Origin of the sequence: Tunturiibacter gelidiferens, assembly GCF_013410115.1 — a bacterium.
In the GTDB taxonomy this organism is placed as follows: Bacteria; Acidobacteriota; Terriglobia; order Terriglobales; family Acidobacteriaceae; genus Edaphobacter; species Edaphobacter gelidiferens.
This window is the reverse complement of the sequence record NZ_JACCCV010000001.1, coordinates 855,450-880,208: the sequence shown is the minus strand read 5'-3', so window position 1 is coordinate 880,208 and position 24,759 is coordinate 855,450. Positions and strand designations below refer to the sequence as shown.

Genomic DNA, 24,759 nt, shown 5'->3' with positions numbered 1-24,759 from the left:
TAATAGGAGGATTTGCTCTCCATAGAATTGCCTCAATTATACGCTGAACTCCATACGTTTTTGGAGCCACGAAAAACTAGGCGCTTGCATAGTATGAGACGGCTCGGCAGTCGCTCCTCTGGTAAAGCGTCTTGTTTTGTGCTGAGCTATCAATCGTTCACGAACGAACCTCACGTGCGTAACGAAATTAATGGTCACAAGTACTCCGCAGATCTCACAAGAACATGAGCTTATCTGAGGCTGTATTTCAGTGTTTGAAGCGCATAGCGCCGATTGCGAACTTTTACGAAGAGGACGACTGCCCGCTTCCACAGCCTAAGTCGGTGAACGAGTGTGCCGCCTCCCCACTCAGTTTCCTTGACAAAACTCCACTCCGCAGAAAGCATACTCACGTAACGCTCGATGCTCATCTCTGCCTCTAAATTCATAGACGAGAGACAGTGTTGGATGGTGACGTCCAACACAACTATTCGGCCACCGGCTGACTGCAAGCGATGAAATATGACGTGGTCCAAATAGTCCAACCGATATTCTAGAGGAAAACCTCCGATCTTAACTAGAGCGTCGATTCGCAGACAGGCAGCGGAGTTAAGTGCCGTCAAATGCTTATCAGATATCCCTGAGAATTCAAATGGAATTGATTTGTTCCAGAATTTTCCGACCACTTGAGGAGATAACATCACGCCATCGCGCGTTAACTTCGGCACCACGGCGCAAACATTGGGTGTTGACAATGCGACAAGTTCCTTTAGCAGAGCCGGGAAAAAACAATCCTCTACCACGGTGTCTTGGTCCAAAACAATCAACCAACTGATTTTGCGTTGTTGAGCTCTACGCAACGCGTAATTGTAGGCGGCCACAAGGCCTCCGTTCTGACCGTCGTGGCGATATTCTGTAGCCAAGAAAGGCAAGTTCGTTGGAGACGTTTGTTGTGGGTAAGGAGAATTGTCGTAAATTAAGATCGAAAGTTGTTCGGCAAGATCGCTCCGCCGCTTGCAACAATTCACAATGGATTGGATCGTTTTCGATTCTGCCGGTGTGTTTTTATATAAGACAATCACACATTGAACTTGAATCGGAAGCACATGGCTATTATATATCCCAATCAAAATGGCGAAGGTTTTCAACAACTTGCAAGAGTCTGCAACTACGGGTGCTGATTCTAGCTGGCCGCGAGTGTGCACTATAATGCATTCCATGGTCTTTTGAAGAGCCGACAGAAGTCACACAAATATTGCATTCGCGGATCTCTTAGGACGGTCGTCGGCCCACGGCCTATTTCGTAAATTAGACTTAAACCACATGGCAGACAAGAAACACTTTGGCAGCAACACTGGACGAGGATTAAGAAGGTGAGCGCTAAAAGCAGTCAAGTAGATCCAATAAGTTTGAAACGTGGTCCCCAGAATTCTCCCCGGATCGACGTCTTATTGGCTACCTATAATGGAGAGACGTTTCTTGCCGAGCAGCTTGACTCCTTGTTCGTACAAACATGGACAAATTTTCGAGTCCTCGTAAATGACGACGGCTCCATCGACGACACGCTCAATATCCTCGATCGCTACGCAACTGAATATCCAGGGAAGTTACTTTGGGAGCGGAATCCCAAAAGAATGGGCCCCTGCAACAACTTTGCCGCCCTCATGCGGCGCTCCACCGCTGACTACATCGCGTTCTGCGACCAGGATGATGTCTGGAGATCAGATAAGCTAGCCCGTTGCATGGAGCGGTTGATGCAAGTGGAAATGCAATGCGGGTCAGACACTCCCATTCTCATCTATACCGACATGAAGATCGCTTCCAGCGACGGCACCATTCTATCCCAATCACATTGGAGAAGAGCAGGAGTCCGGCCCGAAAAAGCCAGTTTCAGAAACTTACTGGCGCAAAATTTGGTCACCGGATGTACCATGATAGCCAATCGTGCACTTATCGACTTAGCGATTCCGGTTCCGGTCGACGACGTCATGATGCATGATTATTGGTCGGCGCTGATTGCCGCCGCTTTCGGTGTGCTGCAACCCCTACGCGACCAAACTGTTACATATCGCCAGCATAGACATAACGTGGTTGGCGCCGGCGGTGGATTGTCTTGGATTCAGCGGCTACGGAGACTTCGAAGCGATCCAGAATTGGAAATGTGGCTTACGGCTGCTGCGCTCCAGGCGGAGGCCTTCCTGAAGATATTTGGGACTAGACTTGACGAGGCAGACAGAAGAGCATTGGTGTCGATGACAACATTACCGAAGGAGTCGTGGCAGCGACGAAATATCAACTTGCTCCGTCATGGGATCAGACGAACTGGCAAACTAAACCACCTGCAGTTCCTCCTTCGACTATGAACGGAACCTCGACTCGGAAACGTACTGGCGTTAAAACTATTGGATCTGACGCGCGGGAGTTGCTTTACCTGCGAAAAGACTGGCTCGTCTAATGCTTACTCCTTTAGGTACCATGTTCCTTATTGCCACCATATATTGTGGCGTAAGATCGTCCGACAAGCTTTTTTCGTTGCTTATTTTCTCGTCGCTATTTCAAGCTGGATCTATCATCAACATCGGAACTCTTGGAATACAGCCGTACTATTTCGTCGCATGTTGTTTCATCCTGCGTACTTTCTTGGACCGTTCCTTCGGTGGTGTTTCCCCAACCGTATTCCGAGGCAAACTCCCGCTTTTGCTTTTCTGTGTAATTGGTGTGGGATCGGCTTTCACCCTTCCGTTGATTTTTCGTGGCGTACCGGTCTACGACCCCAAGGTCGGAGTTGATTTTTTTCGCCAATCACCGCTTCAGTTTGGCCTGGGCAACGTAGCACAGGCTGCATACCTAGGAGTGCAGGGTTGCGTTGTTCTATCTGCCAGTAAACTAAAGGCGGACCCCGCAAAATTTTTACCGTCTTACTGGGCTTCCTTCTATTTCTTGTTGACGATAATACTCATCCAGTTTATCTGCCAGAGGGTGGGGGTTGCATTTCCGTCCTCCTTTTTCGCAAATAACCCTAGTTACTACATCACGAATATCGATTTACAAAATTGGGACTCGCGAGTCATGGGCACGTTTAGTGAACCATCCCTTGCTGGCGCCGTGCTGGCGATGTTTACTGGAGGCCTACTTGCTCGCGTGCTCAATCGAGAGCGAAAGTTTGCATCTTTGCTTTTTGTTTTCCTGGCTCTCGCCATGGTGCGATCTAGTTCGGCGGTTGCAGCAGTAATAATCGTGGCGTTTCTCTTGATGCTTAACAGTAAGCTCTATGAATTCCCATGGTATATCAAAAAAGCAACATTCAAACAGATATCGATTTTGGCACTCGTTGGTTTAGGTTCACTTGCCGCAATAATCGTCTCTCCACTGCGGCAGTCCTTGCTCGTGCAAACCGTCGATAAATCGGACAGCTTATCATTCGTCTTTCGAACTACAGCCGACCTATACTCCCTACTATTGACCATTCAAACCTATGGTCTCGGTGTAGGTCTAGGAAGCAATCGACCATCTAGTCTGTTCGCCGCTATAACAAGCAATACCGGCGTGATAGGAATTTGTCTTTTCGCAATATTGGCGTTCCAACTTACACGAAATGCGGCGCGCACTACCTACTGGGTAGGATGGGCTAGCCTAGCATTGTTCATCGACTTAGTTTTAAGTGGACCAGATATTACTTTTCCTCCGATGTGGGTGCTACTCGCGCTCATGGCTCGCATCGGCGCAGCAAATTCAGTTATCTCTAGGTCTATTGCCCAGATACCTGACGGACGAAAAATAAATCAATTAATGGGCTAATTGATTGGACCCTAAACGAGGAACAGCTTTGTATCCCCTAAGCGTTATGAAAATCGCCTACCCAATGCGAATTGATGCCTTCAAACAACCTGGAGGAGATCTCTATCAGATTCAGGCCTACATCGATGCGGGGCAGCGAATCGAGAGATCCACTGCAGTCCCATTTGCAGGTAAGGTCATAGTCGATTTCAAGGAAGACTTTACCGAATACGATATTGTGCACTTAACAAATATCGACCGCCCGGTCGATGCATTCGCATACTACCTCTCCGCGAAAAGAGCTGGTAAACCGATCGTTTTGTCCACCATTCACCACTCTTATCAGGAAGTGAATCGATATGAGAGAGAAGGAAGAGGCGGAGTTGTCGGTTTAGTATCAGGTAATCTCCGCTTCCCACAACTGGAATTGCTGCGAAGCATGATTCGCTGCGCCGAAAGTCCTCAGCTTATTAAGCCTACGTGGACCGTGATGCGCCGTGGAGTTTATGAAATTCAACGCGCTCTTTTATCTAACGCAAACCTTATTCAAATTTTGTCCAAGAAAGAGCGAATCGATATCGCCAAGGATTTTGGCGAATTGGAAAGCAATCATTTCGTTTGTATCCGCAATGGATGTGAATCGAGTCCTCCTGGCACGGCAGCCAAGAACGAAGGACATCGTGACTTAGAAGTTTGCGTCGTTGGAAGAATCGAAGCACGCAAGAATCAAATCAAAATCCTAGAAGCCTTAGAACAATTAGGACTGTCAGGTGTTTTTATTGGAAAAGAAAATCTAAATCACAGACAATACTGCCGCGAATTTAAATCTCGAATCGCGAGATCTAGTTCTAAATATCTAGCAGGACTCTCTCACACCGAAACACTAAGGTATATGCGGCGCTCTAGAGTTCATGTGTCTGCGAGTTGGTTCGAGGTGTCTTCACTTGTGGATCTCGAGGCTTACGGTGAAGGATGCGCTATTGTGTCCTCTCAATGCGGAGGCACTCACGAACTTCTTGGAGAAAACGCGCAATACGTTGATCCGGGTGACTCGCAAGATATTGAACGCGGGATTCTCGCTGCTATGGGAAGAACAGAGCGCGCACACAGTGTTAAGTTGGGAAAAGATTGGAGCGAGGTTGGCATACAGCTTTCAGAGCTCTATTGCCACCTTCTCGGCCGTCGTCCCAACAAAACTCTTTCTCATCGAACCCCTAGCACCTGCGAAATTTGACTCCACTGCAAGCATCGGGCTCTGCGTTCAAAAATTACTTCCATTTCTGCAATTCGATCTGATCGGTGTTACAAACCGAAAAAGATAACCTCAATATTTCCTGCGAAATTGTGAGAAGAGATCCTGCATTTTGGCTGCTTGCGTCGGTATTTGCTGCACCCGACGGATAGCATCCTCGACGAAAACTTTCGCGGAAGCGAGACCGAAACCGACTGCGATAAAAACTGCGAGAATTAACGCTCGTTTTGGACCGGACCGCTTGTCGGGAGGTACCGCGTAATCGACAACTTGAATAACGGGTGCAGACTTTGCTTCGTCGATACGAGCCGCCTCATATTGGCGCGAAAGTAGGTCGAAAAGGGTTTCGTGATATTTCACTTCTCGAAGTTTACGTGCGTACTCTAGGCTATCTTCAGGAATTCGCCCCGCGGGCGTATTTCCGGGTTGCACCTGTCGCTGTTGGTCATTCTCCAACTTGGCGAATTGCTGGCGCATAGTTGATATCTCGCCGGTTAGGACCGCTACTTGAGGGTTTTGATCCGTGGCAAACGTTCTTATCGACTGCAATTGCACCTCGCGGCTCGCAATTTCCGCCCGAAGTTGAGCAATTGTCTGAATAATCATTTGAGCTTGCCCACTCAGTTGAATCAAACCGGTCTTTTGCTCTGTTACACGCAAATCCTCTTCGGCAGCCGCAAGGGCCTTCTTCTCGCTATCTAACTGCTCATCAAAGAACACCCGGCGCTGCGCAGCTTCGGTGATGGCAAGATGAGAGTTCATTTTGTATAGTTCACTTACATAGCCATTGGTGATGTCACTCGCCCGATTGGGGTCGTGGTCAGTCACAGAAATCCTGATAAGACCGTCTTTGCCGACTTCAATCTCCGTGTGTGACTTTAGCGCCTTACGCGTGTCTTCAGCTTTTTTCTCTTTGTAAATATCTCGGAGGTTAAACTTGGCAATAACATCATCTGCGATCGTACGACTTTGAAGGATGCCCACATACATATCGCCAGGAGTCTTGAGTCCGAGTGAGGCGGCGGACCCTCCTCCGAGCGAAGCGAGCGAACCCAATTGTCCTAGCAATGCTGAAGAAGAAGAAGACTGCTGTGGGGGGAGTATGATTGCCGTGGCGGTAAAACTAGGCTTTAACAGAAGCGAGAGTACAATCCCTGCTATGAGCGAGACGAGCGTCGCGAGACCAATCATTCGACGGTTGCGCGTCAGCACCAGCAGAATATCGAGAAGATCAAAGACCTCCTCGTCGTTAGAGAGCGGCGTTTGATGAATCTGATCGTTCGCTTGCGCAACAGTATCCATGTACCGATCTATCCTAACCCATCGACGAACTTGGAAAAACGCTCTTAAACTAGATGACTTGCCCCAGCGCCTGCTTTGAAGCAATCACAAACAGGCGACCGGTCGGCGCACAGGATCGAAAATGACACATGCCGCAGCGGTGAAGTCGCGATCGTCGTGCCAGCAAGAAGATGCGGCGAAGTGCAATATCAACCGCAAGCACCTCCATCCCTACCTGGATGAGCAATTCTCGACTGTTGGCTTCGGCGAACACGTGACGATAGAGATAGCGATTGCTAAAGTTGTTCAGCGAACCCGCCGAAATTCCTCTGGAGTACTCGCCAACAAGTCCATACTTTAAGTGGTGTGCCGTAAAACCTCGGGTAAGTGGAGAGGTCGTTCCTCTTTGGCGTGGAGACCTAAAATTGTCAATCATGTGGTCGACCGGTGTTGGCTCTCGGAAGAACCCTCTCTTAGTTATACGTTAGCCGTCAAATGACAAATGAACCGACTAAGAAAACAGCCTCCTCCCAATTAGAGTTGAACCTAGTCATATTGAAGAATATGCGGTGCCGGCTCGGTTAGCGTTCCATCCTTGCGCTCGTACCACATGAAAAGCTTGTGGTCGCCATTCACCCTCACTGCGACAATAATCCCGCTTCCAAACGGCCCCGTCCCATCTGTCTTCGAGATATCAACATGGTGGGAACGAATGGGTTCACCTACGGGGCTCGCGCTTGTCCAGTCTTCGGTAAATCTCTTCAGCGGATAGTCCGCGTGACGTTCGGGATGTTGTTGCCAGTCCGGGTCGTTTGTATAAATCGCAAACGCCTTGCCAAAGTCCTGCGTCTCGAGTGCGCTGAAAAAGTTGCTCACCTTATGCTCGGCCGGAAGGTTAGAAAAGAACCACCCATGTCCTAACAGAAAACCACCCACCCCCGACACGACCAACAGCAGAATAAGAACCCCAAAAGCAATCAACAGATTACGGTTTCGTGTCTCGCGACGGCTATCGAAATCCGGTGCATTCAGCAGCGTCATAGTCCCTCATCCTTCTAGATCAAAACAGATCAAGTGTATTAGACACCGGCTCCATCCGTTTTTGGACGACTACTCCACCTTATCGCCGATTCCCATCCATACCCGCATGAGTCGCAAGTGATGCAGCATATGTGCGATGTAGTCCTCGATCAGAAACCCGAGGGTCAAAGACTCCTCTGCAACCGATCCAACATCTCCGAGATGAGCCTTTTCGATATGACCAACCGTCCACGCCATATGCTCATTCAACGCAACCCAGAGCGCCAGTACCTGCGCCCATTCGCGTTCGGAATAGTGCTGCAGATTCACCCACGCCACCTGCTCATAACCTGGCATACTCTGCCCCGGCCCAATCTGTAACCGGATGACTCTACCCAGGTTGTTCACCGCTGAATCGATAAGATGCCCGATCACCTGCTTCGCGCTCCACTTGCCCGGCCGCTCCGGTACGCTCGCCTCAGCCTCAGAGACCGTCACCAGCCACGACATCGACTCGCGCAGCACCGCCGAGAGCCGCTCGCTCAACTCGACTGAATCCAGCACCGCAACATCTGACTGCTGTGCATACATCACCATCCAAACGCTCCCCGATACAGTTTGAACTCAGTTCCAGTTGGCAGCAAGTATACCGACACCACATCGAACCTCACCGGAACATCACCCCTCAACTTCTCTGGAAATCCCTTCAGGTAAGCGCGCGCCATCCTCCGCAGCATATCTCGCTTGTCCCGGTCCACGGCCGACTCAGCCGTCATCCCATCCCTTGCACCTCGCGTCTTCACCTCGGCAAAGCACAACGTCGGCCCGTCCCACCCCACCAGGTCGATGTCCCCCCATAACTTCGCGCTCTTCCACCTCTGAGCTACGACCGTATATCCCAACTTCCGCAGATGAAACAGGGCCTCCCTCTCTCCCTGCTCCCCGGTGACGAGATGCACCGGAATACCTCTTTGGCCCGTCCGCCGCGCAGGCAGCGAGTCCATCCTTCGCAGCGCCCATGCCTGGATATCAATCCACATCGTAGTTGTTGTCCGTTCCCTAATATATGATTTCAGCTACCACCTCCAAGGAGAATACTTGGACTACGGAATCTCATCTCTAAGGATGGCGTTCCCTTCCCCGCACCCATTTTCGGGCCCCAAAAACCAGAAGTGACATTCACATGGAACGCATCGAGAGCATTATTTTCTTCTCTTGAGGTCGTACCCATTTATGCAACCAATTCTAGGGTCAAGCAATCGCAAATAGGCGACCGGTCACGTGCACAGAATCAAAAATGATCTATGCCGTGACTCTGAAGTCACGGTCGCCGTGCCAACAAGAAGATGTGGTGGGGAAGTGCGAGATCAACTGCAAGCACTTCCATTCCTACCTGGGTGAGCAGTTCTCGACTGTTGGCTTCGTCGAACACGTGATGATGGAGACAGCGGTTGCTAAAGTTGTTCAGCGAACGCGCCCGAAATTCCTCTGGCGTACCAGCGGGCAAGTCCATACCTAGATCGTGTGCCCGTAAAATCTCGGGTAAGTGGGTGAGGTCGTCCTCTTGAGTGTTGCGATCGAAATCTTCAATCATGTGACTTACCGGTGTTGGCTGTCGCCGATGGTCAAAGGTCAAGGTGTAATTTGGAAGAACTAAAATCAGTGAGCCACCCGGTCGAGTGACCCGTTGCCACTCTTTCAAGGCCTTAACCGGATTTGCGAAATGCTCAAGATTGTGAGAGGACAAGACAAAATCATAACTCTCATTAGACACAACGGACAGATCCGAGCCATCGCAGAATATGTTCTTGCCTGCATGTTTGTGCGGGGCAAATATGTAGCTATCGGAATGAGTCCCCCAAGTTGTTGAGCGCGCAATGTCGCAATTATCCAGAGAATCCAACTCCCCATAAATTGGCAGCGGACTGTACTTGTCACGAAATACTGCACTCGGGCCTCCGATCTCTAGACCTTTCTTTCCTTTAACGAGCAAAACGGCCAATTTGAAACAGGAAACGCGACCTTGAAGCACTATTCGAGCCTTATTTGCAGCACGACTAAATATAGAAACGCCCATCAAAAACTCCATTTAAATTCCGCAGGACGCGACCGGCCATCTCTCTCAGTTATACGTTAACCGTCAGATGGACCGACAGCGAAAAACAGCTCTTCTCGCAATTAGAGCTTGAAATTAGTCATGCTGAAGCATATGTGGTTCCAATTCGGTCAGCGTCCCATCCTTGCGCTCGTACCACATAAATAGCCTTCCGCACCAACGTGCGGGCCCCATAAAGACCAACGGTCACCTAGGCCGCTCTTCCTCCTCGGAGTCTCTTGTTTCTCGATGGGCCACGGCTGGAAATCGGGCGACCGCTCAAATCAGCCCAGCCCTGTCAGCCAAAACCAATCTCCTGATGGCTTGGCGCCACAAAGCCGAACATCCTCAATCCCCCTTCCCCTGTCCTGCAGTCACCTAAGTAGCGAATCCGCGTCCCTCCAATCATGCCTGTAGCATGGAACCATCGACACTCTTCACAACATACCGTCGATCGATCGCGCCGGATCCAAAACTATGCAATGTTCGAACTGAGGCAAACGGATGAACGTAATTATCTTCGGCGCAACGGGCATGGTCGGTCAGGGCGCTCTCCGCGAGTGTCTCCTCGACCCCGACGTAAAGCAGGTCCTCACCATCGGACGCACGCCCACCGGCCAGCATGACCCTAAGCTCCGGGAACTCGTTCACAGCAATCTCTTCGAATACTCCACCATCGAAGCCGGCCTCACCGGCTTCGACGCCTGTTTCTTCTGCCTGGGCGTCACATCCTCGGGCATGTCCGAAGCCCAATACACCCGCGTCACGCACGACCTCACCCTCGCCGCTGCAACAACTCTTGCAAAGCTCAACCCCTCCATGACCTTCATCTACGTCTCAGGATCGGGAACCGACGGCACCGAACGCGGTTCGAGCATGTGGGCCCGCGTCAAAGGCAGAACCGAAAACGACCTCCTCAAGCTCCCCTTCAAAGCCGCATTCATGTTCCGCATCGGATTCGTTCAACCACTTCATGGCATCGTCTCCAAGACGAAGTTGTACCGCGTCTTTTACTCCGTCCTGAAACCGATCCTCCCCATCATGAAAAGCATATTTCCCAAACAGATCGGCACCACGGAGCAGGTCGGCCGCGCCATGCTTCTGGTGGCCAAACAAGGCTTCCCTCGATCCGTCCTTGAATCCAAAGACATTAACACCCTCGGAACCACCCTCTGAGCAAGTCATTCGAAATCAACCGGTTTGCAACCGTGCGACTGTTGCAAACTCTAAGAGTGATATTGAATCGAATGCTGCAACGAATTCTGCCCGAGACGATCCGAGTGATTGGACCGATGGGTGATTGTGGGATCGATCATCAAACGACCAAGATCAATCAGGTCGGCGAAATCGGCTCCTCACCCTATGCTTTCCATGAAACATTCCGCGTGGGTCTCTACAATTGGAAACGTAACTGATATGCACGTTATGCGTAATACGGGCCCCTTTCTCCTGACCACCCTGCTGTGCGCGATGTTCAGTACGTATGCCCGTGCGCAGACGCTTCCCCTCCAATCCGACCTCGCGCCATTCTCGTATCCGATCAACTCGACCCCACCAGGCACAACCCGCCAGGTCGCCACACTCAGCCCCGCTCACGACGAACTACCAGACGCACCCGAACAGCAATCTGCAAACTTCATCCTATCCGACCAGCAATCCGCCGGCAGCATCACAGGAACCGTAGTAGACCCCAGCGGAGCCCAGGTTGAAGGCGCTCTCGTCTCGATCCAGTTCATCGACTCGAGACCCCAGCGCGCGATCGCGACAGACTCAACCGGCTCCTTCAACTTCACCGACGTCAACCCCGGCACCTTCAAGATAGCGGTCGTCTCAACCGGCTTTGCGAATTGGGTCTCCTCCGCCCTTGTCCTCCAAAAAGGCCAGCTCTACGAACTGCCGACGATCATGCTGCAACTCTCCTCCGCCACGACAAACGTCGACGTCAACTTCACACGACACGACATCGCCGAGGAGCAGGTATCGCTCGAAGAAAAACAGCGCGTCCTCGGCGTCTTCCCCAACTTCTACGTCTCCTACAACTGGGATGCTGTCCCTCTCAGCTCTGGCCAGAAGTTCCGCCTGGCCTTGAGGACCGCCTACGATCCCGTATCCATCGCAATCCCTGCAATCATCGCTGGCGTTGAGCAGTCTCAGAACACCTTCAGCGGCTACGGCCAGGGCGCAGCAGGCTACTTCAAACGCTTCGGGGCCTCCTACGGCGACGGCTTCATCGGCAACATGATCGGCAACGCAATCCTTCCGTCGGTCTTCCACCAGGACCCGCGCTACTTCTACAAAGGCACCGGAACCATTCGCTCCCGCGCGCTCTACGCCATGTCCACCGCCTTCATCTGCAAAGGCGACAACGGCCACTGGCAGCCGAACTACTCCTTCATCCTGGGAAACTTCGCCTCAGCCGGCCTCTCCAACCTCTACTACCCCGCCGGCGACCGCAACGGGGCAGGGCTCACAATCTCAAACGCACTCATCGACACGGCCTCCGGCGCAGCCTCCTCCCTCATTCAGGAGTTCCTGATCAAAAAAATTTCGCGCGGAGTTCCGAAAAATCCCATCCCCTGAAAACCAGAGCGCCCCGCCTCGCTAACTACCGAATGACTCAACCTGACTTCCCCTCAAAAAGTCAACCCATTGCTTCCAAGCGCGGACCCTGCGATACTTAACCGTGCCCATCCTGCACAAACTTCAAATACATACAAAGAGGTCGCGGACATGTCTGCAAAGTACATCTTCGTAACTGGCGGAGTCGTGTCTTCGCTCGGCAAGGGTCTCGCCGCAGCCTCTATTGGTTGCCTGCTCGAAGCTCGTGGCATCAAGGTCAACCTCATGAAGTTTGACCCCTATCTCAACGTCGATCCCGGCACCATGTCGCCCTTCCAGCACGGCGAAGTCTTCGTCACCGACGACGGCGCCGAGACCGACCTCGACCTCGGCCACTACGAGCGCTTCACCCACGCCAAGCTCACCCGCGACAACAACCTCACCACCGGCCGCATCTACGAGCAGATCATCACCAAAGAGCGCCGCGGCGACTATCTCGGCAAGACCGTCCAGGTCATCCCCCACGTCACCAACGAGATCAAAAACGCCATGCGCAAGGTCGCCGCAGACTGCGAAGTCGCCATCGTAGAGATCGGCGGAACCGTCGGCGACATCGAATCGCTTCCCTTCCTCGAAGCCATCCGCCAGATGCGTCAGGATCTCGGCCGCGAGAACACCTGCTTCGTCCACGTCACCCTCATCCCCTGGATCGCCGCCGCGCAAGAGCTGAAAACCAAACCCACCCAGCACTCCGTCAAGGAGATGCTCTCCATCGGTATCCAGCCCGACATCCTCCTCTGCCGCTCCGACCGCGCCGTCCCCCGCGAGATGCGCAACAAGATCGCACTCTTCTGCAACGTCGAAGAGCCCGCCGTTATCGCCGCCCGCGACGTCGCCAGCATCTACGAAGTCCCCCTCACCTTCGCAGCCGAAGGCGTAGACACCCTCGCCCTGAAGTATCTCCGTATCGAGACCAAAGCCCCCGACCTCTCCCGCTGGCAGGACATCGTCCGCCGCGCCTACCACCCCAAAGACGAAGTCTCCATCGCCATCGTCGGCAAATATGTCGAGTACGAAGACTCCTACAAATCCCTCAAGGAAGCTCTAGTCCACGGGGCACTCGCCCACAACCTCAAGCTCCGCGTCACCTGGCTCGAAGCCGAAGGCCTCGAAGTTCCCGACTACGCCGCCCAGCTCCAGGGCTTCGACGGCATCCTCGTCCCCGGCGGATTCGGCAAACGCGGTATCGAAGGCATGCTCAACGCCATCCGGTACGCCCGCGAAGAGGCCGTCCCCTACTTCGGCATCTGCCTCGGCATGCAGACCGCCTGCATCGAATACGCCCGCAACGTCTGCGGCCTCAAGGACGCCAACTCCGGCGAGTTCGACCCCGCCACCCCCTACCGCATCATCTACAAGCTCCGCGAGCTCACCGGCGTCGAAGAGATGGGCGGCACCATGCGCCTCGGAGCCTGGGACTGCGTCATGGAGCCCGACTCCCTCGCTGCCCACGCCTACGGCAAGTCCGAGATCAGCGAACGCCACCGCCATCGTTACGAGTTCAACCGCGAGTACGAGGCTATCCTCACCGGCGCAGGTCTTCGCCTCACCGGCACCACCCCCGACGCCACCTACGTCGAGATCGTGGAGATCCCCACTCATCCCTTCTTCCTCGGCTGCCAGTTCCACCCCGAATTCAAATCGAAGCCCCTAGAGCCCCACCCGCTCTTCCGCGACTTCATCGCCGCAAGCTATCAGAACCGCCTCGCCATCCACCACGAGATCGCAGCCTCCTCCAGCATGGAAGCTCTGTAACAAGACAACGAACCACCACTTGCGACGAGCTTGGCTCTTCTCTGCAATCAGAGGTGGTGAGTCAGTTTGAATTCTGACAGAGAAAGATGGCGATACCTAAGAGACCAGCGGCACAATAGCACGCGACATTCCACCAGAACCTATTAGGATTTTCTGCACGTGTGACCCCTCTGCCAAAGCCCCCTAGGCTTTGCCCCGTGAGCGTTTCAACTACGGCAAGAAGCAATGAGAATATCCCGATAAGCAGAGGTCTATGTCGCCTATCGATGAGATAGGAATAGTGGTCAATTCCTCCTGAGGGCATGGATGCCATGATCTCAGGCTTTCAGTAGAGGGGCAAGGGGCAAGAGAAAGTCCTAATCCGAAAGGCCGACAGGCTTGGAGCACGTGGATTTCAAGTTGACCCACCACCAACATCAAGCCAGTTTGGCCTGCTCCTCCCATATCTGTAGACTTGTCGCAACCATGCCAGTCTCTTTGCGAGTTGCTCTCCTCTTTAGCCTTTCGGTCTCCTGCGCCATCGCTCAAACCGCCGCCCAGACCAGCTCCCCCACCGACCCCGGCCTCCGCACCATCGCCGACGCCAACAAGAACCTCACCGGCACCCCTCCCCACGGCATCGACTGGAGCCCCGACGGCAAGCTCCTCACCTACATCGCCTCCGAGGACGACACCACCGGCAAGTCCGGCGACATCGTCCAGATCGAAGCCGCCACCGGCCACGCCAGCGTCCTCGCCACTGCAGAGCAGCTCAGCAAACTCACCGCCGCCGCCGTCAACGAGAAAGACGCCGACCATCGCGCCCGCTACGGCATGTCCGCCTACATCTGGGCCGCCGACTCCAAACACCTCCTGCTCGACAACGGTGGCCGCCTTTGGCTCTACGACATCGCCCCCGGCACCGGCACCCTCATCGTCGACACCCACGAGGGCTCCGGCGACGACCCCAAGTTCTCCCCCGACGCAAAATCCGTCTCCTACCTCCACAATCACAAACTCTACGTCCACCCCGTCGCCAGCACCGGCAAAGAAACCGCCCTCACCCGCGACACCACAGACACCCTCCTCAACGGCGAAGTCGACTGGGTCTACCTCGAAGAGCTCGACGTTCGCAGCAACTACTTCTGGTCGCCCGACTCCAAATCCATCGCCTACCTCCAGATGGACGAAACCAAAGTCCCCCAGTACCCCATCACCGACTGGATCCCGACCCACGCCACCATCGACAGCCAGCGCTACCCGCAGCCCGGTGACCCCAATCCCGCAGTCCGCGTCGGCATCGTCTCCGCCAAAGGCGCCAAGACCAAATTCATCGAAGTCCCCTTCAGCCCCAACAACGACTACATCCCCCGCTTCGGCTGGGTCGACGCCAGCACCGTCTACATCGAAGTCCTCACCCGCGATCAACAGCACCTCAACCTCTACTTCGCCGACACAAAATCCGGCAAGACCCGCGTCGTCTACACCGATACCGACTCCAAGTACCTCGACTTCAGCACCGACCTCAACATCCTCTCCGGCGGCCGCTTCCTCATCGAAAGCTGGCGCGACGGCCACACCCACCTCTACCTCTACAGCTTCGACCAGCACCATCCCCTCGCCGCCGACGCCACCCTCACCCGCCAGCTCACCCAGGGCGACTACGAGATCGAGTACGTCAACAGCATCGACGAAAAATCCAACACCGTCTTCTACACCTCCAACGAAAGCTCCCCACTCGAAGACAATCTCTGGTCTATCAAACTCGATGGTAGCTCAAAAGATCAGCTCACCGCGGGTCGCGGCACTCACGGCACAAAGACCTCTCCAGACGGCGCCCACTTCAGCGACTACTACAGCGACGCCATCACCCCACCCGTCATCAGCCTCTGCAACGTCACTCGAAACTGCTCTCCCATCTGGAAGTCGAAACCCCTTCCTCCGGCCAAAACCGTCACCAGCGACATCGTCTCCGTCACCGCCGCCGACGGAAAGACCAAGCTCTACGGCCGCCTCACTCTTCCTTCCTCAACCACCCCCACCTCCGTCTCCATTCCCCTGATCCTCAACCCCTACAACGGACCCACCCCCCAAAGCAGCATCCGCAACTCGTGGAGCGCCAGCCAGATCTTCAACGAACTCCTCGCCCAGCACGGCTTCGCGGTCCTCGACGTCGACACCCGCGGCAGCGGCGGACGCGGACGCGAGTTCCAGCAGGCCGCCTACCGCAACTTCGGCCCCCTCCAGTTCTCCGACCAGATGGCCGCGCTCGACCAGATCCTTACCCAATACCCGCAGCTTGACCCCAAGCGCATCGGCTGGTGGGGATGGAGCTGGGGCGGCACCTTCACCCTCTACACCATGACCCACACCGACCGCATACGCGCAGGCGTAGCCGTAGCCCCCGTCACCGACTGGCGCAATTACGACTCCATCTACACCGAGCGCTACCTCGGCCTCCCCTCCGACAACGCCGCCACCTACAAGGACGACTCCCCCACCACCAACGCCGCCAAACTCAAAGGCCATCTCCTCATCGCGCAGGGTACCGGCGACGACAACGTCCACATGGCCAACACGATCCAATTCATTCAGCCCCTCATCGAAGCCGGCATCCCCTACGACCTCCAGCTCTTCCCCCGCAAAACTCACTCCATCGCCGGCCCCACCGCACGCGACGAGCTCTTCAACCGCATCCTCTGGCACTTCGAAACCTACCTAAAACCTTGACCCCACTCCAACCGCTGAGATCGCAGTTACATTGTCGTTGCGGTTGCAGTGGTCGTGCTTCAGTTTTTAGCCGTCATCCTGAGCGCAGCGAAGGATCCCTGTATTGTTCTGCTCTCGCCAATCATCCCCTCACTCGCCAATAGTTACCACCCCACGTAGTAGCATCCAAACAACATGACTACCCAATACGGCTCATACGGTTCAGAACGCAGATCCTCCGGCACCTTCTTCGTCGTCCTGCTCTCGTTGATCCTTGGCGCAGCCGCCCTGGCCGTGTTCCTGCGCCACGCAACCACCGGCATCTTCGCCCGCGCCGCAACGGCCATCACCGGCCGCACCACCACCTTCGACACTTCAGTTCCCGCCGTGGTCCAGCGCATTCAACGCCTCAACCGCCTCGAAACCGTCGTCTATTCCATCGACACCGTAGTCGAAGGCTCCAAATCCAGCACCGTCCTCCCAGACCTCCTCGCCGGAGATCGCCTCCTCCTCGTCGTCCACGGCCAATCCATCGCCGGCATCGATCTCTCGCAACTCAAACCCGAAGACGTCCGCATCGACAACAACGGCCAATCCATCCACGTCACCCTTCCCGCCTCTCAACTCTTCGTCACCACCCTCGACAACCAGCACACCCGCGTCTACGCCCGCTCCACCGGCCTCCTCGTTCCCGTCGACCAGAACCTCGAGTCCGACACCCGCGCCAAGGCCGAGCAGCAGCTCCAGCAGTCCGCCCTCGCCGACGGCATCCTCGACACCGCCCGCAAGAACGGCCGCGCCACCATCACCACCCTGCTCTACAGCCTCGGCTTCCACCAGGTCGACGTCACCTAACCCAAGCCACTCAAGATCGAAGCGCGCTCTGCGTCAACCACGTCGACGTCTCCTAAAACCCCCTACCGCCAACCGCGTTGCCGCCATCGTAGCCGCCGCCGTTACAGTTGCCCGTTGCAGTTGCGGTTGCAGTTCTTGTTGTCATCCCCGAAGGGGATCTGCGGTTGCTTTTGCCGTTGCCGTTGCCGCTGCGGTTCCTTTTGCCGTTGCCATTGCCTTCTGTTGCTTTTGCCCCCAACCCACCACTTGCAGCAACCTTATTCGCCCAAAGGCGTCCAATCAGTCAATGCCACTGAAGCAGCACCTCTCAACCGCCGGTTCTCTCAACCACCGACGAACCTGCGATATCATTCAAAGCATGATGTTCCGCTCCAAATCGAGGCCTGAAGACTCTCAATCCGAGGACATCCCCGTCACTGCTCCGCTCCCCTTCCCCCGCCTCGCGCGAGAGGATGAGGGTGACGCAGAATCGACCCTGATCAAGACCGTAGGCTGGATCTCCGCCGGCCTCGGTGCCGTAGCTCTGGGCCTCTTTGTTGGCCGCGAGCTACGCCAGCGCTACAAGTTCAACCGCCGCACCCCCTACGACTTCTACGCCCACTCCGGCGACGAGCAGGACGTAGACTTCGGCCTCGGCATCTAGTCTCCTGAGTCTGAAATTCGTATCAGCCCCTTGCTGTCATCCTGAGTGCAGCGAAGGATCCCGACGAACTCCCTTTCCTCCAACCCTCTTCACTCATTGCCAAGCCACACTCACACCCTGTCGACCCCCGCAACCCCACAATCCCTTCAGTGAACCCCCAGCAGGTTGCACTTCGCATGGGCCGCAATCTGATGCGCCGTCCCACCCATCAGGCGGCCCGCTATGCGATGGTCATGGCGAAGCCCAATCGCCAGCAGGTCAGGCCTGATCCCCTCGATCAAACGTAACAACTCGCCGACAACATCTCCTTCGGTCAGCTCCAGAAAAAGACTGACCCCGGCCCGATCAGCCTCCGCCCTCGCCTTACCCTGCAAGTCCGAATAAAAACTCCGTTTCTCATTCTTCAACAACAAAGGCACATCAGGAGCCACCGACGCAACGTAACTCATATACGCCGGAAAGCCTTCAATCACCGTTATCAGATGAAGCGTCGCCGAACTGAACTTCGCCAGATCCAACGCAGAATGAAACGCCCTGCCAGCCTCGGGCGACTCATCAAATGCCACCGCAATTTTCTTGAACATAACTTTTTCCTTCCGCCATCTATTCAGATACTCGCGAACGGAGATTGGCACCGAAATAATTGTGTTCCAGCGCACATAAGCCCTAATTGCAATAAAGCGAACAATCTGCACGCTGATTTACGATAGTCACGATGACAAAACTAGCTTTCCTCTTCCCCGGTCAGGGTTCGCAGACCGTCGGCATGGGCCGTGATCTCCACGACAACTTCCCCACCGCCCGCGCCGTCTTCGACGAGGCCGACGAGGCCCTCGGCTTCCCTCTCTCCAAACTCATCTTCGAAGGCCCCGAAGACCAGCTCAAACTCACCGAGCACACCCAGCCCGCCATCCTCACCGCCTCCGTAGCCGCCGCCCGTGTCTTTACGGAAGCTCTTGCCGAAAAAGGCACCCCCGGTCCCGCCTTCGCCGCCGGTCACTCCCTCGGCGAATACTCCGCCCACGTTGCCGCCGGCACCCTCTCCTTCGCCGACGCCGTCCGCACTGTCCGATCCCGTGGCCGTTACATGCAGCAGGCCGTCCCCGCCGGAGAAGGCGCCATGGCCGCCATCCTGGGCCTCTCCTCAACCCTCATCTCCGAGGTCTGTTCCCAGGTCACCGACCAGCTCACCCCGCTCCCCACCATGCCCGACGCCAAAACCTTCAACGCGAATCTGGCCGTTGTCTCCCCCGCCAATCTCAACTCCCCCGACCAGACCGTCATCTCAGGAGCCTCCGGAGCCGTTCATCTCGCCGCCGACCTCTGCAAGGCCGCCGGAGCCAAGCGCACCGTCATCCTCCACGTCAGCGCTCCCTTCCACTGCGCCCTCATGCAGCCCGCGCAGGACGCCCTCGCCGCCGACCTCAAAACCGTCACCTTCAACGACCCCGCCTTCCCCGTCGCCGCCAACGTCGACGCCCGCCTCCTCACCAGCCGCACCGACGTCCCCGACTGCCTCATCCGTCAGGTCACCGGCTCCGTCCGCTGGGTCGAGTGCATCCAGCTCCTCATTGCCCAGGGCGCAACCCACTTCATCGAAGTAGGCCCCAGCAAGGTCCTCTCCGGCCTGATGCGCCAAATCGACCGCACCCAAAAAACCTCCCACGTCGAAGACTCCGCCTCCCTCGAAAAAACCCTTGCTTCGCTCGCTTGAAATACAGTTCTTCCAGAGTTCCGACACCTTATCGTATGATTTTGCTATTTCGTTTTCTCATTCCTGCGACCATAGCGTTATATAGCCTTTTCCTCATGCCGGGGATCAGCTTTGGATTTCATCATGTAAATCAAACTGATCTCCCAGGCGTATACCTGTCACTTGCGATGGTTCCGCTACTCCTACCAGCTGCCCTGCTTACTTTGATTACGCCGCGATGGGGTAGTCTTGCGCTAGCTACTGTTGGGGGATTGGGCATATTGGGAGTGCTGCTGACCCCGAGCTTTTTTTCTTCACCGTTTTATGTGGGCTTAGGACCCGCGATGTTTCTGCTTGCCCTTGCAGACGGATCGGCATTGCATTGGTTCAAGACCCGCAAAGTGATGCCCATCTAGAAACTTCTTTCTGTTCGCAATCGACAACAGGCAGCACACTCTCGTTCGTTAGCTTCAATGTCAGAGCTAAACTGCTATTGAACACCGCAAAGGAAATCACATGAACCCCGGCGACAAAGTAGAAAACTTCACCCTCCAAAACCAAGACGGCAAAGAAGTCTCCCTCACCGACTTCAAAACCAAGCCCGTAGTCCTCTTCTTCTACCCCCGCGCCGACACCCCCGGCTGCACCATCGAATCCTGCGGCTTCCGCGATGCCTTTGAAAAGTTTCAGAAGCAAGGCGTCGTCGTCCTCGGCATCTCCCGCGACACCGTCAAAGACCAGAAGAAGTTCAAAGACAAGTACGACCTCCCCTACGACCTCCTCGCCGACCCCGACATGGAGCTCATCAACCGCTACGACCTCGTCAAGCCCAAGAACATGTACGGCAAGCTCGTCAAAGGCGTCAAACGCACCACCTACCTCATCGGCCCCGATACAGGAAAAGGCCAGCGTCTCCTCCACATCTTCGACGAAGTCAAACCCGAAGGCCACGCCGAAGAGGTCCTCGCCCTGCTCAAAGCTCACGCGAAGAAATAACACCGCCGCAACTGCAGCAGCCCCTCGCGACTCCGCATCGAACAAGCAGAGACGTCATCCATGAACACCTACCAAGTGAGATTCAAGACCAATCCGGACCCCAGTAACCCCGGCGGAATCATCATGCAGTACACGCGTGTCGGCGACATCACCCACGAAGAGATCCGCCTTAGAGTCGCCTATGCCGACAAGGTGAAACTACAAGGAGCCTTTCTCAAAGCCGGCCTCTATCTCCACTCCTTCGGACAGGAGGACCCAGGCAGAGACGTAATGCCCGACCCCGATCAGGACTACGAAGTGACCAATGAGATGATGCGGCATCTAGGATTCGATATACCCGCCTGATCACCTCGGCAGAATCAGGTCACGCTCTCGTCAGTGACCGCACACCAGCCTATCGAGCAGGTCGGTGTCACTTTAAAAATTCAGCTATCTAGCGTTGCTAACCCACAAGAATATCCACTCGTAATCTCTCATTCATACTTCTTTGATCGCAGGTTAATCAGCCGCCCCAAAACTTAGGGTTATGCGAAAAAAAAGATTTTCTTCTGCACCCAGCCTTGTGGCGGCCATACTGTTTTTCTTCCTGTGCTCCCATCTGAACGCGCAATATGAGAACGGCAGCCTCGTCGGAACCATCCACGACTCCAGCGGAGCCACAGTCTCCGGCGCGTCCGTAACCATCACCAACAACGCCACCGGCATCACCGCCAAGGCCACCTCCAACAGCTCCGGCGACTACGAAATTCCCTCCCTCCGCGTCGGCGTCTACACCATCTCCGCCAACTCTCCCGGCTTCTCAGACGCAGTCGCAAAAAACATCACCATCTCCGTCGGCGTCCGCGAACGCATCGACCTCTCCCTGCAGGTCGGCTCTACCCAGACCACCGTCGAAGTCTCCGACGTCGCCCTCCAGATCGAAACCGAGACCAGCCAGCGCGGCCAGACAATCACCCAATACCAAAGCGCCGCCTTCCCGCTCGTCTCCCGCAACTACTCCGACCTCCTCGGCCTCGTCACCGGCTCCCGCCAGGCCCCCACTGCCGCCACCACCAGCTCCATCAGCTCGCTCGTCCGCGCCGGAGCCTACAACATCAACGGCCAGCGCAGCATGTTCAACAACTTCCTCCTCGACGGCATGGACAACAACGCCTACGGCGAGAGCAACCAGGGCTTCGACAACCAGATCATCGCCATCCCGCCCGACTCCGTCGCACAGTTCCAGATCGTCACCAACAACGAGAGCGCAGAGTACGGCCGCTCCTCCGGCGCCACCATCAACGTCGCCTCCGCCAGCGGAACCAACCGCTTCCACGCCACCGTGTACGAGTTCATCCGCAACACCGACCTCAACGCCGCCGGCTACTTCAAGCCCACCCTCGTCGGCACCAGCGGCAACGTCGTTCCCTTCAAAAAACCCACCTTCAACCGCAACCAGTTCGGCGTCAACTTCGGCGGTCCCATCATCAAGGACAAGCTCTTCTACTTCGTCGACTACGAAGGCTTCCGCCAGGTCCTCAAGCCGCTTAGCGTCAACACCGTCCCCACCACCAACGAGCTCAACGGCAAGCTCGTCGTCGACGTGCAGAATCCCATCACCGGCGTCGTCTACCCCAAAGGCACCGTCATCCCCGCCGCTGCCATCAACCCGGTCTCTCAGCAGATCATCGGCTTCTTCAAGCAGATCCCCACCCAGGGCACAGGCCTCTCAACCAGCGGCCTCGCACAGGACAACTACGCCACCCAGGTCCCCTTCACCGACAACTCCGACAAGGGCGACCTCCGTCTCGACTACCAGCAGAACCCCAGCAGCTCCTGGTTCCTCCGCGTCTCCGATCGCAAAGAGACCGGCGTCAACCATCCCATCTTCCCGCTCCCCCTCGACGGCCAGACCAACGGCACCATCCGCGTCCTCGACCAGCAGATAGCCCTCGGCTACACCCACCTCATCGGCGCCAACAAGGTCGTCGATGCGCGCCTCGGCCTCTCCCGCACCAAAGCCGGCAAGTACTCCCTCTCCATCGGCGACAACGCCATCTCCATCCCCGGCCTGCCCTCTGATCCCACAGTCGCCGGCGGCCTCCCCTCCACCAGCATCAACGGCGGCTTCACCTCCTTCGGCCGACAGAGCACCAACCCCCAGTGGCAGAACCCCGCGCTGATCGATCCGAAGGTCAACTTCACCTGGATCAAAGGCCATCACTCCCTCAAGTTCGGCTACGAGTACGAGCACATCTGGATGGCCGTCAACGACAACAACCCCCTCTACGGCTCCTTCAGTTACTCCGGCGGCTTCAGCCTCTGCCCCAGCTCCACCGTCAACGGAGTCAAGGTTCCCACCAATCCGAACGGCCAATCCTGCGCGGATATCAAAGGCGCAGTCGCCGACAACTACTGGGCCGACTTCCTCTTCGGCACCACCAACAACTACTCTCTCGCCAACCTCTTCGTCGCCCACCTCCGCCAGACCCTGCAAAGCGTCTACGCCCAGGACGACTGGAAGGTCGATCCCAAACTCACCCTCAACCTCGGCCTCCGCTGGGAGTACGGCTCGCCCTACTCTGAGCAGCACAACTACATCTCCAACTTCGATCCCATCTCCCAGACCGTCCTCACCATCACTCCAGGCGCAGTCGCCGGCAACGGCATCACCCCCGTATCCCCCGGCGGAGTCTACGGCAAAACTCTCGTCAACCCCGACCTCAACGACTTCGCTCCTCGCCTCGGCTTTGCCTACGCAGCCACTCCGCGCACCTCCATTCGCGGCGGCTACGGCACCAGCTACGTCCACTACACCCGCGCCGGCTCCGGCGACATCCTCGCCATCAACGCCCCGCAGGCGCAGTTCGTCTCCGTCACCCAGAAGACACCAAGCACCACCAACCACTGCCCTGTAGGCGGAGCCTCCGCAAGCTGCTACGTCACCACCGACCAGGGCTTCCCCACCGGCATCGCCACCACCTTCAACCCGGCCACCGACAACATCACCTACGTGCCAAAGAACACCCGCGACAGCTACGTCCAGAGCTACTTCCTCAGCGTGCAGCAAGAGCTCGCCAAGAACACGCTCCTCGACATCGCCTACGTCGGCAACCACGGCAGCAAGCTCCAGGGCTTCCTCAACGCCAACCAGAAGAACCCCGCCAATAACTTCGCCCGTCCCTACGCCAACTGGCCCAGCGACATCACCGCAGCCCTCAACGAGTTCTACTCCCACTACGACGCCCTTCAGGTTCGTTACGAGCAGCGCTTCGTCGCCGGCCTCACCCTCCTCAACTCCTTCACCTGGTCGCACTCGCTCGACAACGCCAGCGCCTCCCTCGAAGGCAACAGCCCCTCACCGCAGGATGCCAACAACATCTCCGCCGACTACGCCCAGTCTGACTACAACCTGCCCATCAGCAACGTCACCAGCCTCGTCTACGACCTGCCCTTCGGACACGGTCGCCACTTCCTCAACACCGCCAATGGCTTCACCGACACCGTCCTCGGCGGCTGGCAGATCAGCGCCATCAACACCATGCAGGCCGGTACCGCTTACAACATCGGCTACTCCCCCAACTCCGCCAACGCCGTCTCACCTCAAATTGCTGCAACCTATCGCGGCGCCAACGAGTACCGCCCGAACGTCGTAGCCGGTCAGCCAGCCATCAAGAAAACCAAGCTGAGCAACGGCTTCATCCAGTACATCAACCTCGCCGCCTACACCCTTCCCGAAACCAAGGATGGAAGCGGAAATCTGGTAAGCCCCTTCGGCAACGCCTCCAGAAACCCAGGCCGTTCGCCGGCCTTCTACCAGACCGACGTAGCCCTCAACAAAACCTTCAACACCCCGCTCGAGAGCCTGCGAGTGCAGTTCCGCGCAGAGTCCTACAACCTCTTCAACCACACCAACTTCTACATCCCCGGCAGCGGTCTTAGCGGCACTCTGAGCACCGCAGCCACAAGCACCGCACCGGCAACCTTGAACAATCCAACCAGCGGAGGCCAGATCACCAGCACCTTCGAGCCTCGCATCTTCCAGTTCGGCCTCAAGATCCTCTACTAACCTCAACCCGCACCAAAGCAAGAGCCCTGCGCCAACCAGCGCAGGGCTCTTTTTGTAA

The 24,759-nt window shown here is 56.0% G+C and carries 21 protein-coding genes; 14 read left to right on the top strand and 7 right to left on the bottom strand.

Annotation, left to right across the window (positions count from 1 at the left end):
- Window positions 1-230: 230 nt before the first annotated feature.
- On the bottom strand, window positions 231-1,127 hold the full coding sequence (locus HDF12_RS03830; RefSeq protein WP_179581295.1) for a glycosyltransferase: 897 nt from the start codon (window positions 1,125-1,127) through the stop codon (window positions 231-233).
- A gap of 225 nt (window positions 1,128-1,352) precedes the next feature.
- On the opposite strand from HDF12_RS03830, the gene HDF12_RS03825 reads away from it, so the two are divergent.
- The 3 genes from HDF12_RS03825 to HDF12_RS03815 all read left to right on the top strand — a co-directional run bounded on the left by HDF12_RS03825 (window position 1,353) and on the right by HDF12_RS03815 (window position 4,990).
- Entirely contained in the window at window positions 1,353-2,342 is a 990-nt protein-coding gene (locus HDF12_RS03825) for a glycosyltransferase family 2 protein (RefSeq protein ID WP_179581294.1), read from the top strand.
- Between the two features lie 91 nt (window positions 2,343-2,433).
- Complete coding sequence (locus HDF12_RS03820; protein WP_218892291.1) at window positions 2,434-3,777, top strand: hypothetical protein; 1,344 nt, start codon at window positions 2,434-2,436, stop codon at window positions 3,775-3,777.
- Between the two features lie 46 nt (window positions 3,778-3,823).
- Window positions 3,824-4,990 (top strand): glycosyltransferase, encoded by a 1,167-nt coding sequence (locus tag HDF12_RS03815; protein WP_179581292.1) that lies wholly within the window; start codon window positions 3,824-3,826, stop codon window positions 4,988-4,990.
- A 90-nt stretch (window positions 4,991-5,080) separates the two neighbouring features.
- On the opposite strand, the gene HDF12_RS03810 is transcribed toward HDF12_RS03815, so the two are convergent.
- The gene (locus tag HDF12_RS03810) at window positions 5,081-6,310 is read right to left on the bottom strand and encodes a GumC family protein (protein WP_179581291.1); all 1,230 of its coding nucleotides are present in this window, start codon (window positions 6,308-6,310) and stop codon (window positions 5,081-5,083) included.
- A 121-nt stretch (window positions 6,311-6,431) separates the two neighbouring features.
- Here HDF12_RS03810 and HDF12_RS03805 point away from each other — a divergent pair, with 121 nt between their 5' ends.
- The gene (locus HDF12_RS03805; protein ID WP_179581290.1) at window positions 6,432-6,650 is read left to right on the top strand and encodes a hypothetical protein; all 219 of its coding nucleotides are present in this window, start codon (window positions 6,432-6,434) and stop codon (window positions 6,648-6,650) included.
- A 185-nt stretch (window positions 6,651-6,835) separates the two neighbouring features.
- Here the strand turns inward: HDF12_RS03805 and HDF12_RS03800 are convergent, their stop codons facing one another.
- The 4 genes from HDF12_RS03800 to HDF12_RS03785 form a co-directional block, all read right to left on the bottom strand.
- Window positions 6,836-7,330, bottom strand: a complete 495-nt coding sequence (locus tag HDF12_RS03800) for a hypothetical protein (protein ID WP_179581289.1) — start codon at window positions 7,328-7,330, stop codon at window positions 6,836-6,838.
- Between the two features lie 69 nt (window positions 7,331-7,399).
- Window positions 7,400-7,906 carry a DinB family protein gene (locus HDF12_RS03795; protein WP_179581288.1) on the bottom strand — a complete coding sequence of 169 codons (507 nt, stop codon included), beginning with the start codon at window positions 7,904-7,906 and terminating at the stop codon, window positions 7,400-7,402.
- On the bottom strand, window positions 7,900-8,349 hold the full coding sequence (locus HDF12_RS03790) for a YraN family protein (RefSeq protein ID WP_179581287.1): 450 nt from the start codon (window positions 8,347-8,349) through the stop codon (window positions 7,900-7,902). The genes HDF12_RS03795 and HDF12_RS03790 overlap by 7 nt, the downstream gene beginning before the upstream one ends.
- A gap of 281 nt (window positions 8,350-8,630) precedes the next feature.
- Complete coding sequence (locus HDF12_RS03785) at window positions 8,631-9,386, bottom strand: methyltransferase domain-containing protein (RefSeq protein ID WP_179581286.1); 756 nt, start codon at window positions 9,384-9,386, stop codon at window positions 8,631-8,633.
- Between the two features lie 522 nt (window positions 9,387-9,908).
- Here HDF12_RS03785 and HDF12_RS03780 point away from each other — a divergent pair.
- The 6 genes from HDF12_RS03780 to HDF12_RS03755 all read left to right on the top strand — a co-directional run bounded on the left by HDF12_RS03780 (window position 9,909) and on the right by HDF12_RS03755 (window position 17,964).
- Window positions 9,909-10,580 carry a Rossmann-fold NAD(P)-binding domain-containing protein gene (locus HDF12_RS03780; RefSeq protein WP_179581285.1) on the top strand — a complete coding sequence of 224 codons (672 nt, stop codon included), beginning with the start codon at window positions 9,909-9,911 and terminating at the stop codon, window positions 10,578-10,580.
- A gap of 249 nt (window positions 10,581-10,829) precedes the next feature.
- Window positions 10,830-11,984 (top strand): carboxypeptidase-like regulatory domain-containing protein, encoded by a 1,155-nt coding sequence (locus HDF12_RS03775; protein WP_179581284.1) that lies wholly within the window; start codon window positions 10,830-10,832, stop codon window positions 11,982-11,984.
- A 150-nt stretch (window positions 11,985-12,134) separates the two neighbouring features.
- Entirely contained in the window at window positions 12,135-13,778 is a 1,644-nt protein-coding gene (locus HDF12_RS03770) for a CTP synthase (protein WP_179581283.1), read from the top strand.
- A gap of 465 nt (window positions 13,779-14,243) precedes the next feature.
- Window positions 14,244-16,487: a S9 family peptidase gene (locus HDF12_RS03765; RefSeq protein ID WP_179581282.1), complete on the top strand. Its 2,244-nt coding sequence runs from the start codon at window positions 14,244-14,246 to the stop codon at window positions 16,485-16,487.
- Between the two features lie 174 nt (window positions 16,488-16,661).
- Entirely contained in the window at window positions 16,662-17,321 is a 660-nt protein-coding gene (locus HDF12_RS03760; RefSeq protein WP_179581281.1) for a DUF4230 domain-containing protein, read from the top strand.
- Window positions 17,322-17,607: 286 nt separating this feature from the next.
- Window positions 17,608-17,964 (top strand): hypothetical protein, encoded by a 357-nt coding sequence (locus HDF12_RS03755; protein ID WP_179581280.1) that lies wholly within the window; start codon window positions 17,608-17,610, stop codon window positions 17,962-17,964.
- Between the two features lie 146 nt (window positions 17,965-18,110).
- Here the strand turns inward: HDF12_RS03755 and HDF12_RS03750 are convergent, their stop codons facing one another.
- The gene (locus HDF12_RS03750; RefSeq protein WP_179581279.1) at window positions 18,111-18,548 is read right to left on the bottom strand and encodes a universal stress protein; all 438 of its coding nucleotides are present in this window, start codon (window positions 18,546-18,548) and stop codon (window positions 18,111-18,113) included.
- A gap of 131 nt (window positions 18,549-18,679) precedes the next feature.
- Here HDF12_RS03750 and fabD point away from each other — a divergent pair, with 131 nt between their 5' ends.
- The 4 genes from fabD to HDF12_RS03730 all read left to right on the top strand — a co-directional run bounded on the left by fabD (window position 18,680) and on the right by HDF12_RS03730 (window position 24,701).
- The gene (gene fabD, locus HDF12_RS03745) at window positions 18,680-19,678 is read left to right on the top strand and encodes an ACP S-malonyltransferase (RefSeq protein WP_179581278.1); all 999 of its coding nucleotides are present in this window, start codon (window positions 18,680-18,682) and stop codon (window positions 19,676-19,678) included.
- 495 nt (window positions 19,679-20,173) lie between these two features.
- Window positions 20,174-20,653: a peroxiredoxin gene (locus tag HDF12_RS03740; protein WP_179581277.1), complete on the top strand. Its 480-nt coding sequence runs from the start codon at window positions 20,174-20,176 to the stop codon at window positions 20,651-20,653.
- A gap of 60 nt (window positions 20,654-20,713) precedes the next feature.
- Window positions 20,714-20,998, top strand: coding sequence for a hypothetical protein (locus HDF12_RS03735; protein ID WP_179581276.1), 285 nt, complete (start codon window positions 20,714-20,716; stop codon window positions 20,996-20,998).
- A 181-nt stretch (window positions 20,999-21,179) separates the two neighbouring features.
- A complete protein-coding gene (locus HDF12_RS03730; RefSeq protein WP_179581275.1) occupies window positions 21,180-24,701 on the top strand; it encodes a TonB-dependent receptor in 3,522 nt (1,173 codons plus the stop codon).
- The last annotated feature ends 58 nt before the right edge of the window (window positions 24,702-24,759 follow it).

Bases quoted from the DNA above. Each gene is read 5' to 3' on its own strand.
- HDF12_RS03820 (WP_218892291.1), top strand. From the start codon at position 2,434: ATGCTTACTCCTTTAGGTACCATGTTCCTTATTGCCACCATATATTGT.
- HDF12_RS03815 (WP_179581292.1), top strand. From the start codon at position 3,824: ATGAAAATCGCCTACCCAATGCGAATTGATGCCTTCAAACAACCTGGA.
- HDF12_RS03810 (WP_179581291.1), bottom strand. From the start codon at position 6,310: ATGGATACTGTTGCGCAAGCGAACGATCAGATTCATCAAACGCCGCTC.
- HDF12_RS03805 (WP_179581290.1), top strand. From the start codon at position 6,432: ATGACACATGCCGCAGCGGTGAAGTCGCGATCGTCGTGCCAGCAAGAA.
- HDF12_RS03800 (WP_179581289.1), bottom strand. From the start codon at position 7,330: ATGACGCTGCTGAATGCACCGGATTTCGATAGCCGTCGCGAGACACGA.
- HDF12_RS03795 (WP_179581288.1), bottom strand. From the start codon at position 7,906: ATGGTGATGTATGCACAGCAGTCAGATGTTGCGGTGCTGGATTCAGTC.
- HDF12_RS03790 (WP_179581287.1), bottom strand. From the start codon at position 8,349: ATGTGGATTGATATCCAGGCATGGGCGCTGCGAAGGATGGACTCGCTG.
- HDF12_RS03785 (WP_179581286.1), bottom strand. From the start codon at position 9,386: ATGGGCGTTTCTATATTTAGTCGTGCTGCAAATAAGGCTCGAATAGTG.
- HDF12_RS03780 (WP_179581285.1), top strand. From the start codon at position 9,909: ATGAACGTAATTATCTTCGGCGCAACGGGCATGGTCGGTCAGGGCGCT.
- HDF12_RS03775 (WP_179581284.1), top strand. From the start codon at position 10,830: ATGCGTAATACGGGCCCCTTTCTCCTGACCACCCTGCTGTGCGCGATG.
- HDF12_RS03770 (WP_179581283.1), top strand. From the start codon at position 12,135: ATGTCTGCAAAGTACATCTTCGTAACTGGCGGAGTCGTGTCTTCGCTC.
- HDF12_RS03765 (WP_179581282.1), top strand. From the start codon at position 14,244: ATGCCAGTCTCTTTGCGAGTTGCTCTCCTCTTTAGCCTTTCGGTCTCC.
- HDF12_RS03760 (WP_179581281.1), top strand. From the start codon at position 16,662: ATGACTACCCAATACGGCTCATACGGTTCAGAACGCAGATCCTCCGGC.
- HDF12_RS03755 (WP_179581280.1), top strand. From the start codon at position 17,608: ATGCCACTGAAGCAGCACCTCTCAACCGCCGGTTCTCTCAACCACCGA.
- HDF12_RS03750 (WP_179581279.1), bottom strand. From the start codon at position 18,548: ATGTTCAAGAAAATTGCGGTGGCATTTGATGAGTCGCCCGAGGCTGGC.
- fabD (WP_179581278.1), top strand. From the start codon at position 18,680: ATGACAAAACTAGCTTTCCTCTTCCCCGGTCAGGGTTCGCAGACCGTC.
- HDF12_RS03740 (WP_179581277.1), top strand. From the start codon at position 20,174: ATGAACCCCGGCGACAAAGTAGAAAACTTCACCCTCCAAAACCAAGAC.
- HDF12_RS03735 (WP_179581276.1), top strand. From the start codon at position 20,714: ATGAACACCTACCAAGTGAGATTCAAGACCAATCCGGACCCCAGTAAC.
- HDF12_RS03730 (WP_179581275.1), top strand. From the start codon at position 21,180: ATGCGAAAAAAAAGATTTTCTTCTGCACCCAGCCTTGTGGCGGCCATA.